Here is a 9,778-nt window from a genome sequence, read left to right as displayed (position 1 = left end):
TTCTGATCATCGCCGACGGTTATGCGCGCGACGTGCTGCAGGTCACGACCGAGGACATTTTCGTCGGCTCGCCGCCGATCGCCTTCACCTTCGGCCTTGGCGGACTTGCCATTTTCCCGCTCCGCTTCGGCGCCACGGCGACGCTGCTGGAGCACGCCTCTCCGGCCAACATGATCGAGATCATCGAGAAATATGGCGCGACCATCGTATTCACGGCTCCGACGGCCTACAGGGCGATGATCGCCGCGCTCGATGAAGGGGCCAATCTTTCGTCGCTGCGGATCGCGGTCTCTGCCGGTGAAACCCTTCCCGCGCCGGTGTTCGAGGCCTGGGTGCAACGGACCGGTAAGCCGATTGTGGACGGCATCGGCGCAACCGAGATGCTGCATATCTTCATTTCCAACCGGCTGGACGATCTCGCGCCGGGCAGGACCGGGCATCCGGTTGCCGGCTACGAGGCCCGGATCGTCGATGCCGATATGAACGAGTTGCCGCGTGGCGAGGTCGGCCGGCTTGCCGTCCGTGGCCCGACGGGATGCCGGTACCTGAATGATCCCCGGCAGAAGGACTATGTGCGCGACGGCTGGAACCTGACCGGAGATTCATTCATCCAGGACGAAGACGGCTATTTCCATTTCGCCGCCCGATCGGACGACATGATAGTCTCCGCTGGCTACAACATCGCGGGTCCCGAAGTTGAGGCGGCGTTGCTTTGTCACCCCGATGTCAGGGAATGCGCGGTCATCGGCATACCGGACGTGGATCGGGGGCAGATCGTCGAGGCACATGTCGTCCTGAGCGATGGGATCGAGCCTGGCGAACTGGAACGAAAGCTCCTGCAGGACCATGTCAAAGCCACCATCGCCCCTTATAAATATCCGCGATCGATCAAGTTCACCGACGCGCTTCCCAAGACCCAGACCGGTAAGATCCAGCGGTTCAGGTTGAAGGTAAAACAATAGTCGGCAAGGATGATGCATGCGATGCGGTGTTCGTAGAGGCTTTGCCGATTTGCGCGCCTTGGTACGCCAAAGCCCCCTGCGACAAGGTCACGGGACCAAAACGCCAATCACAGCGGCACAGTCCCCCGCTTTGACCAAGCCCGGAAAGTGACGTGCGGCCAGCAGGCCCGACAGTCTCGCCTTGATTTCCCGGGGCGCGTTGCCGGTGCGGCCGGTTGAATGAACGCGCGCCACGACCTGACCCTCTTCAACCGTCTCCCCGAGATCGACCATGGTCTCGATCATGCCGTCGTCTTCGGCAAAGGCAAAGCAATCGCCGGACGGCATATCGAGCCATTGTGTTTGAGTCTTCTCGACCGCACCATCGACGATACCGGCATGGCGAAGCACATTGACCACACCCCGACGCGCGATGCGCACGGTTTCGGCGCGAGACGTGCCGCCGCCGCCGAGCTCGGTGGTGACGAACACCTTGCCCATCGCCTCGGCGGCCGTATCGTACATGCCGACCGCATCGATCTCCGTCATGCGCATCGAGAAGGGCGCGGAAAAGGCCTCGACGGCCGCGAAAGCCTTCTCCTCCTGCGCCTTGTCGGGAAGCGTGTGGGCGGCGCAGAACGGCACGAAGTCGAGCGTCTTGCCGCCCGAGTGGAAATCGAAGACGATGTCCGCGCGGGGAAGCAGATCGCGTTGAAAATAGTCGGCGATCTTCTCCGTCACCGTGCCATCGGGCCGGCCAGGGAAGCTACGGTTCATGTTGCCCTTGTCGATCGGCGAAGTCCGCGTGCCGGCGCGGAAGGCCGGATAGTTCATTGCCGGCACGATGATCACGGTACCGGCGACGTCCTTCGGATCGAGCGTGCGGGCAAGATCGTAGAGCGCCAGCGGCCCCTCATACTCGTCGCCGTGATTGCCGCCGGTGAGAAGCGCCGTCGGTCCCTTGCCGTTGCGGATGACACAGACCGGGATCATCACCGAGCCCCAGGCGGAATCGTCGCGGCTGTAGGGCAGGCGCAGGAAGCCGTGCTGGACGCCGTCCTTGTCGAAATCGACGGTCGGGGCGATCGGTGAGGGACGCAAGGCCGGCATCGGGATCAATCCTTCGCGACCAGCTTGCGCGGCACATTGGCCAGGCACTCGACGCCGGTCTCGGTGATCAGGATGGATTCGGTGATCTCTAGCCCCATCGTCTCCAGCCATAGGCCGGTCATGAAATGGAAGGTCATGCCGGGCTGGAGCTCGGTGCGGTCGCCGGGGCGCAGGCTCATGGTGCGCTCGCCCCAGTCCGGCGGATAGGAGATGCCGATCGGGTAGCCGGTTCGGTTGTCCTTGACGATGCCGTACTTCTTCAAGACGGCGAAAAAGGCATTGGCGATGTCTTCGCAGGTGTTGCCCGGCTTTGCGGCGGCAAGACCTGCCTCCATGCCTTCCAGCGTCGCCTTCTCGGCGTCGAGGAAGGCCTGCGTCGGCTTGCCGAGGAAGACGGTACGCGACAGCGGGCAATGGTAGCGGTTGTGGCAGCCGGCGATCTCGAAGAAGGTGCCCTCGCCGGCCTTCATCGGACGGTCGTCCCAGGTCAGATGCGGCGCCGAGGCGTCGGCGCCCGACGGCAGCAGCGGCACGATCGCCGGATAGTCGCCGCCGATCCCATCGACGCCGCGGGTGCCGGCATCGTAGATCTCGGCGACCAGATCGCATTTGCGCATGCCGACCTCTATTCTGTCGACGATGCGCTGGTGCATGGCCTCGACGATGCGGGCGGCCCTGCGCATGTAGTCGATCTCGGTCGGGCTCTTTACCGCGCGCTGCCAGTTGACCAGCGCTGTCGCATCGACGAATCGGGCGTTGGGCAAATGCTTCTGCAGGGCGGCGAAGGCGGCGGCCGAGAACCAGTAATTGTCCATCTCGACGCCGATGGTGAGCTTCTCCCAGCCGCGATCGGAAAGCACGCTGGACAAGAAGTCCATCGGGTGGCGCTCGGTCGACTGCACATAGTGGTCGGCGTAGCCGATGATGTTGTCGTGAGCGAGGTAGGCGGTACGCTTGGCGCCATTGGCGTCCTGGCCGCGGCCATACCAGACCGGCTCGCCCGAAGGCGGCACGATGACCGCCTGGTGGACATAGAACGACCAGCCGTCGTAACCCGTCAGCCAGGCCATGTTGGAGGGATCGCTGACGATCAGCAGATCGACCCCCTTGGCCGCCATGGCTTGCCTTGTCTTGGCGAGGCGATCCGCATATTCGCCGCGCGTGAATTTAAGGTTCGGCTGCATTGTTCTTGATCCTCGTTTGTTGGGCCTGGCGGCCGGTATCAGCTTTCGAAAATGGTGCCGGCATTGGCCGCTTGGGCGCGGTCACGGGCCAAGGTGGCGATCGCCGTGTCCTGCACGCCGGTGCCGGTGAGGTCGGCGATGGTGATGTCGCTGTCCGAGCGCCGGCCGTGCTTGTCGCCGGCGATGATCTGGCCGAGTTCGGTCACATCGGCGTCGGCCGTCATCACCCCTGTCGCGATGGCATGATGCAGTTCGCCGAGCCGTTTGGTTTGCCTGGCGCTGTCGGCAACATAGAGATCGGCCATGCGCAGGATCGCCGGCGCGATCTCGTTCTTGTGCTCGGCATCCGAGCCCATGGCGGTGATGTGCTGGCCGGCCACGACGAAGCCGGCCTTGATCAGCGGCTCGGTCGATGGCGTCGTTGTGACGATGATGTCGGCGCCGGCTGCCGCCTTCGCCGCGTCCGGTTCGGCGCGCACCAGGATGCCGAGCTTCTCGCGCAGGCTGGCGGCGGCCACCTCGGCCTTGGCGGCATCGCGCGCCCAGATGCGGGCCTCCTCGATCGGCCGCACCAGGCGCAGCGCCTCGAGCTGCAGCCCGGCCTGCAAACCAGCGCCGAAGATCGCCGCCACGGTAGAGTCTTCGCGCGATAGATGCTTGGCCGCGACCGCGCCTGCGGCGGCGGTGCGGATGTCCGTCGGATAGCCATTGTCGAGCAGCAGCGCCTCGACCACTCCGGTTTTCGCCGAGAGCAACACCATCATGCCGCCGCCGCTCGGCAGGCCGAGCTTCGGATTGTCGAAGAAGCCGGAGCTGATCTTGACGGCGAAGCCGTCGATGCCGGGCACATAGGCGGACTTAACGTCGACCTCGCCGTGATGTTCGGGAATGTCGAGACGCAGGATCGGCGGCATCGCCACCGGCAGGGTGGCAAGCGCGCGGAAGGCGTTCTCGACGCAGGCGGCGGTATCGAGATCCAGGGTCACAATGTTGCGCAGTTCGGCCTCGGTGAGGATCATCATCCGGCTCATGCGGCACGCTCCACGGTTGATGGCGCCTCGCCGCAGACGATCTTCCTGTGCAGCGCCATGTCGATGTTGCGGCCGGAAAGGATGAGCACGGCAGGCCCGGCCGTCTTGACCTTGCCGGCAAGCAGCGCTGCGATGCCGACGGCACCGGCGCCTTCGACGATTTCGCGCTCCTGCTCATAGGCATGACGGATGCCGGTGGCGATCTCGTCCTCGGAGAGCAGGATAACATCGTCGAGCAGGTTGCGGCACATTCCAAAGGTCAGCCGGTTGTCGAGCCCGATGCCGCCGCCGAGCGAATCCGCCAGCGTCGGCAGTTCCTCGACCTCGACGGGACGGCCGGCGTCGAGGCTCGCCTTCATCGCCGCGCCCCGCGCCATCGACACCCCGATGACCTTGGAGCCGGGGCTGACCCCCTTGACGGCGGCGGCGACGCCCGAAGCCAGCCCGCCGCCAGACAGCGGCACCAGCACGCTTGCGGCGTCCGGAACCTGCTCGATGATCTCCAGACCGAGCGTGCCCTGGCCGGCGATGATGTCGGCGTGGTCGAAGGGCGGCAGCATGACCAGGCCTTGTTCGGCGACCAGCCTGTCGACCTCGGTTTGCGCATCGTCCTGGCTGTTGCCGACGATGCGTATCTCGGCGCCGAGGCGGCGGATCGCGTCGAGCTTGTTCTCGGGCACCAGCCGCGACATGCAGATCACCGCGCGGATGGCTTCGAGCCTCGCCGCATGCGCGAGCGCCCGGCCATGATTGCCGGTTGAGGCGGCGACCACACCGCGCGTCTTATCCTCAGGGCTTAGTGAAGCGATCGCGTTCGAGGCGCCGCGCAATTTGAAGGCGCCAGTGGTCTGATGGTGCTCGAGCTTGAGGTGGATGGGTTGGCCGACGCGATCCGTAAGGCTTTGCGACTGCACGGTTGGCGTGCGCTCGACCTTGCCGGCGATTCGCTCTCGGGCGGCGCGGATGTCGGCGAGGGTGGTGGCGCTCGTCATTGGGCGACCCCTTCTGGCCTGCCGGCCATCTCCCCCTCAAGGGGGGAGATAAGCAGCTTTGGCGCTGGCGCTCTTCCTGTGACTTCAGCGATTGGCGAAAGCCGGGCCGCAGTTGATCTCCCCCCTTGAGGGGGAGATGGCCGGCAGGCCAGAGGGGGTCGCTCGTGAATGCGGGACATCATCTTACTGCACCAGCGACTTCGTCATCAGCCGGCCGAACTGAGGCCGCGCCGTGGCGTCGCCGCACAGTCTGAGGCAATTCCAGGCGCTGGCCTGGTTGCTGGTGACGACCGGGCGGCCGATCGCCCGTTCCATGCCGGCGACCGCGAGCGCCGAGCGCAGCGCAGTGCAGGACACGAACAGCGCGTCAGCCTCGGCATCGGTTGCCTTGCCGGCCAGTTCGACAAGCGCGGCCGGCGGGATGCGCGCCATCTCGCGGTCGTCCTCGAAGCCGAGGCAGGTGAAGCTCACGATCTCGAAGCCGCGCCCGGCGAAATAGGCCGCCATCGGCCGGCTGGTCTCGACCGTGTAGGGGGTGAGCATGCTGATCCGTTTCGCGCCCAGCGCCTTCAGCCCGCGCACACCGGCCATCGGCGGCGTCACCACGGCAACGCCGGGCCTGGCGGCCCGGATCGCCGCCTCGATCTCGGCGTCGCCGATCACCACCGAGGCCGAGGTGCAGGAATAGCAGACGGCGTCGAGCGGCTCGTCCGGCAGGATGAGCGCGGCGGCGGCCTCCAGCTCCGGCTGCATCCTGCGCAGGTTCTCCGGCGTGGTCGGGTTCTTGTAGGGGATGCGGGCGACGTAGACGCCGATCCGCTCGCTCGCCACCATGCGATGGAAATCCGGCTCGCTGGTGTGGTCGGTGGCAAGGATGATCAGGCCGACGCGCTTTGCCAGCGGGCGCGCATCGAGGGCCGGCCTTGTCGGCAACAGCCTGATTTCGGGCAGCGGTTTCATCAAGACTACCTTTCGATCTTGCCGTAGCGATGTTCCAGCCAGCGCAGCAGCACGACCGAGAAAAGGCTGATGATCAGGAAGAAGGCGCCAACCAGCGTCATTGGCTCGACGTAGCGGTAATAGGTGTTGGCGACGCTCTTGGCCTGGTTCATCAGCTCCAGCACGGTGATCGCCGAGAGCAGCGGCGTCTCCTTGAACATGGCGATGAAGTAATTGGCCAAGGCCGGGATCATCGGCGGGATGGCCTGCGGCAGGATGATGTGCGTCCAGGTCTGGCCGGCGCCGAGATTGCAGGCCTTGGCCGCTTCCCACTGGCCGCGCGGGACGTTGTCGATGCCGGCGCGGTAGACCTCCGCCGTATAGGTGCCGTAGTGCAGGCCGAGCCCGATGACGCCGGCCACCAGCGGCGGCAGCAGGATGCCGAAGTCGGGAAGCACGTAGAAGATGAAATAGAGCTGCACCAGCAGCGGTGTGCCGCGGATGAATTCGGCGAGGAAGCCGACGGTGCGCGACACGGCCCGGTTCGGCGAGCGCCGCGCCAGCGCGATGGCCAGTCCGACCATCGCCGCCAGCACCGAGCCGAGCAGCGTCGCCAGGATGGTAATCTTCACCCCCTGGATCAGAGTCGGCAGGATCTCCCTGACGAAGTTCCAGTCCCAATCCATCAGACGCGCACTCCGTCGATGCCGCGCGCCATGCGGCGTTCCAGCGAGCGCACGCCCCAGGAGATGGCGAGCGCCAGCACGAAATAGATGATCAAGATGGTGGTGAACGGCATCAGCGTGTTGCCGGTCTGCGAGCGCACCACCTGCGCCTGGAAGGTGAGGTCGGCGAGCGAGATAAGCGAGACGACGGAGGTCGCCTTGAGCAGTTCGATGGCGTTGTTGCCGAAGGTCGGGAGCATGACCAGCAGCGCCTGCGGCAGGATGACATGGCGCATGCCTTGCCAGCGGCCGAGGTTGAGCGCGGTGCAGGCTTCGTACTGCTCGCGGCCGACCGACTGGATGGCGCCGCGCACCACTTCCGCCGCATAGGCGCCGACATTCAGGCCCAGCGCCAGCACGCCGGCCTGCAAAGGCGTCAGAGAAATGCCGGCAAGGGGCAGGACGAAATAGGCCCAGAACAGCTGCACGAAGATCGAGGTGCCGCGGAAGAACTCGATATAGGCGGTGGCCAGCGCGCGCAGCACGAAGAAGCGCGACAGCCGCCCCATGCCGGCCAGGAAGGCCATGATCAGCGCAAGCACCGACCCCATCAGCGTCAACTCGATGGTGACAAGCGCTCCCTGCAATATCAGGCCGAGATAGCCGGACCACTGGGTCATTTTGCGTTTAGGACTTCCTGTCGTTTGCGGTTATGCGGGGCAGCCGCGACAGCCCCTTCTCCCCGTTCACGGGGAGAAGATGCCGGCAGGCAGATGAGGGGCAGAGCCGCCTTCTGATACCTTGGCGCTGCCCCTCATCCGTCACTTCATGACACCTTCTCCCCGTGAACGAGAGAAGGAAGAAAGCGCCCTACTTCGCCGCGCAGAGCTTTTCGCGCGTCGTCGACATCGCGGCGGCGGCCGAGAAGCCGTAGGGCTCAATGATCTTGGCGAACTCGCCGGACTTCTTCAGCTTGGCGAGTTCGACATCGTAGGCATCGCGCAGCGCCTCGTCGCCCTTCTTGAAGGCTGCGCCGTCGCAATAGACCGGCGCGCCCAGCACCGGAGCGATGACTTCGAGGTTCGGATCATTGGCCTTCTTGACCAGGTCATTGATCGACAGCACGGGCAGCGAATAGGCGTCGATGCGGCCGTCCTGCAGCATCTTCAGGCCGCTCTGGCCGTCCGGCACGACGATGACGCGCTCGCGCGGCACACCGGCATTGAGCGCCAGCTTTTCCTCGGTGCCGCCGCCCGGGGCGCCGATGGTGGCGGACGAGTCCTTGGCGACGTCCTCATAGCTCTTGAAGCCCTTCGGATTGCCCTTCTTCACCAGCATTGCCTCGGCGTCGCACAGCACCGGCTCGGAATAGGCGACCGCCGCGCAACGCTCCGGCTTCATGAACAGGCCGGCGGTGACGACGTCGAAACGGCCAGCCTGCAAACCCGGGATCATGGCGCCATATTCGGAGATCGAGGCGACGATGTCGTTGACGCCGAGGCGCTTGAATATCTCGCGCGCCACATCCGGCGCGGCGCCCGAGACCTTGCCGTCGGCGGCGACAGCCGTGTAGGGCGGCTCGTTGGCGATGGCGACGCGGGCGAAGCCCTGCCCCTTCAATTGCTCGAGCTTGGCGTCGTCGGCCGAACGCGCGCCGGAGGCCAGCAGCATCGTTGTCGCCGCGAGGCCGGCGACGCCGGCCAGAATGGCAAGTTTCTTCATCGTTCCCAACTCCTTGTTGTTGTCTTGGTTGTTCGGTTTAGGCGCTCAGGTTCCGCGGACGGCTTCTTCGCCTTGGGGACGGCTTTTTCCCCGTTGGTCAGACGCGATGTCCGGCCGCGATGATCTTCTTCAGGAAGCCCTGCGTGCGCTCCTGTTTCGGGTGGCGGAAAATCTCATCGGGCTTGCCTTCCTCGACGATGCGGCCGCGGTCGAAGAACAGCACCCGGTCGGCGAAGTCGTGGGCAAAGCCCATTTCGTGGGTGACGAGCAGCATCGTCATGTCGGTCTCGGCGGCGAGCTTGCGCATGACGTTGAGCACCTCCTCGACCAGTTCCGGATCGAGCGCCGAGGTGACCTCGTCGAACAGCATGATCTTCGGCGACAAAGCCAGCGCGCGGGCGATCGCCACGCGCTGCTTCTGGCCGCCTGAAAGCTGCGCCGGCATGCTCTTGGCCTTGTCGGCCATGCCGACCATGTCGAGCAGTTCCATCGCCCGCTTCTCGGCGGCGGCGCGAGCGACGCCCTTGGTCAGCATCGGCGCCAGGGTGACGTTGTCCATGACGCATTTGTGCGGAAACAGATTGAACAACTGGAAGACCATGCCGATCTTCTGGCGCATTTTTGCGAGGTGCCGCTCATCTGCCGGCAGTAGCTGGCCGTTGCGCTCCATGTGGTAGAGCTGCTCGCCGTCGATCTGGATGTGGCCGCCATCGATCTTCTCCAGCGTCATCAGGATGCGCAGGATCGTCGTCTTGCCGGAGCCGGACGGACCGATCAGCGCCAGCTTCTCACCCGGCATGACCTGCATCGACAGGCCGTCCAGCACCTTGAAGGCACCGAAGCTTTTCGAAATGGCGTCAACCTTGATGATGGGTGCGGGCAATCAATTTCCCCGTTCTGGAGAAGCCTATGCCCTTAACGATGCGGAACGCGCCAAATCATGTCAATTAGGAAAATAATATCATGACAATATTTCCGGCACGGCACAAAATCAGGGCAATTCGCGCATCAGATGGCGAGCAGCAGATGCTCCGCATCGCCAAGCAGGAGCTTGGCGACAACGCTCAGGCCCGCGCGCAGTTCCCCTTCGGTTGTAGAGCCGAGAGAAATGCGCACGGCCGGATGCCAGGGTGACTCGGCGATGCGGAAGGAGGTGCCGGGTGCGATCGCCACGCCGCGCAGGCGGGCCTGCGA

Annotated in this window: 10 protein-coding genes and 1 pseudogene; 1 reads left to right on the top strand and 10 read right to left on the bottom strand. The window is 64.9% G+C overall.

Translation table 11 applies throughout. The features are described from left to right. A partial coding sequence (locus EN742_RS13015; protein ID WP_148670092.1) for an AMP-binding protein occupies window positions 1-962 on the top strand: 962 nt, incomplete at its 5' end. A gap of 87 nt (window positions 963-1,049) precedes the next feature. Here EN742_RS13015 and doeB read toward each other — a convergent pair. From doeB to EN742_RS12960, 10 genes and pseudogenes are all read right to left on the bottom strand, one after another. Then, the gene (doeB, locus tag EN742_RS13010) at window positions 1,050-2,051 is read right to left on the bottom strand and encodes a N(2)-acetyl-L-2,4-diaminobutanoate deacetylase DoeB (protein WP_126056189.1); all 1,002 of its coding nucleotides are present in this window, start codon (window positions 2,049-2,051) and stop codon (window positions 1,050-1,052) included. 5 nt (window positions 2,052-2,056) lie between these two features. Continuing rightward, window positions 2,057-3,235, bottom strand: coding sequence for an ectoine hydrolase DoeA (gene doeA / locus EN742_RS13005; RefSeq protein ID WP_127404776.1), 1,179 nt, complete (start codon window positions 3,233-3,235; stop codon window positions 2,057-2,059). 38 nt (window positions 3,236-3,273) lie between these two features. Beyond that, entirely contained in the window at window positions 3,274-4,266 is a 993-nt protein-coding gene (locus EN742_RS13000; RefSeq protein WP_128332886.1) for a cyclodeaminase, read from the bottom strand. After that, window positions 4,263-5,258 carry a hydroxyectoine utilization dehydratase EutB gene (gene eutB / locus EN742_RS12995; RefSeq protein WP_126056192.1) on the bottom strand — a complete coding sequence of 332 codons (996 nt, stop codon included), beginning with the start codon at window positions 5,256-5,258 and terminating at the stop codon, window positions 4,263-4,265. Before eutB ends, EN742_RS13000 begins: the two co-directional genes overlap by 4 nt. A 183-nt stretch (window positions 5,259-5,441) precedes the next feature. Continuing rightward, window positions 5,442-6,218: an ectoine utilization protein EutA gene (gene eutA, locus EN742_RS12985; RefSeq protein ID WP_126056193.1), complete on the bottom strand. Its 777-nt coding sequence runs from the start codon at window positions 6,216-6,218 to the stop codon at window positions 5,442-5,444. Window positions 6,219-6,223: 5 nt separating this feature from the next. Then, window positions 6,224-6,883 carry an ectoine/hydroxyectoine ABC transporter permease subunit EhuD gene (gene ehuD / locus EN742_RS12980; RefSeq protein ID WP_126056194.1) on the bottom strand — a complete coding sequence of 220 codons (660 nt, stop codon included), beginning with the start codon at window positions 6,881-6,883 and terminating at the stop codon, window positions 6,224-6,226. Continuing rightward, window positions 6,883-7,542, bottom strand: coding sequence for an ectoine/hydroxyectoine ABC transporter permease subunit EhuC (gene ehuC / locus EN742_RS12975; RefSeq protein ID WP_126056195.1), 660 nt, complete (start codon window positions 7,540-7,542; stop codon window positions 6,883-6,885). Before ehuC ends, ehuD begins: the two co-directional genes overlap by 1 nt. 190 nt (window positions 7,543-7,732) lie before the next feature. Continuing rightward, window positions 7,733-8,584, bottom strand: coding sequence for an ectoine/hydroxyectoine ABC transporter substrate-binding protein EhuB (gene ehuB / locus EN742_RS12970; protein WP_126056196.1), 852 nt, complete (start codon window positions 8,582-8,584; stop codon window positions 7,733-7,735). A 97-nt stretch (window positions 8,585-8,681) separates the two neighbouring features. Then, window positions 8,682-9,467, bottom strand: coding sequence for an ectoine/hydroxyectoine ABC transporter ATP-binding protein EhuA (ehuA, locus tag EN742_RS12965; RefSeq protein WP_126056197.1), 786 nt, complete (start codon window positions 9,465-9,467; stop codon window positions 8,682-8,684). Between the two features lie 125 nt (window positions 9,468-9,592). Then, window positions 9,593-9,778, bottom strand: a pseudogene (locus EN742_RS12960) (PLP-dependent aminotransferase family protein); the annotation flags it as partial.

It is taken from the genome of Mesorhizobium sp. M4A.F.Ca.ET.020.02.1.1 (genome assembly GCF_004022645.1).
In the GTDB taxonomy this organism is placed as follows: Bacteria; Pseudomonadota; Alphaproteobacteria; order Rhizobiales; family Rhizobiaceae; genus Mesorhizobium.
This window is presented reverse-complemented; position numbering and strand designations above follow the sequence as displayed.

Bases quoted from the DNA above. Each gene is read 5' to 3' on its own strand.
- doeB (WP_126056189.1), bottom strand. From the start codon at position 2,051: ATGCCGGCCTTGCGTCCCTCACCGATCGCCCCGACCGTCGATTTCGAC.
- doeA (WP_127404776.1), bottom strand. From the start codon at position 3,235: ATGCAGCCGAACCTTAAATTCACGCGCGGCGAATATGCGGATCGCCTC.
- EN742_RS13000 (WP_128332886.1), bottom strand. From the start codon at position 4,266: ATGAGCCGGATGATGATCCTCACCGAGGCCGAACTGCGCAACATTGTG.
- eutB (WP_126056192.1), bottom strand. From the start codon at position 5,258: ATGACGAGCGCCACCACCCTCGCCGACATCCGCGCCGCCCGAGAGCGA.
- eutA (WP_126056193.1), bottom strand. From the start codon at position 6,218: ATGAAACCGCTGCCCGAAATCAGGCTGTTGCCGACAAGGCCGGCCCTC.
- ehuD (WP_126056194.1), bottom strand. From the start codon at position 6,883: ATGGATTGGGACTGGAACTTCGTCAGGGAGATCCTGCCGACTCTGATC.
- ehuC (WP_126056195.1), bottom strand. From the start codon at position 7,542: ATGACCCAGTGGTCCGGCTATCTCGGCCTGATATTGCAGGGAGCGCTT.
- ehuB (WP_126056196.1), bottom strand. From the start codon at position 8,584: ATGAAGAAACTTGCCATTCTGGCCGGCGTCGCCGGCCTCGCGGCGACA.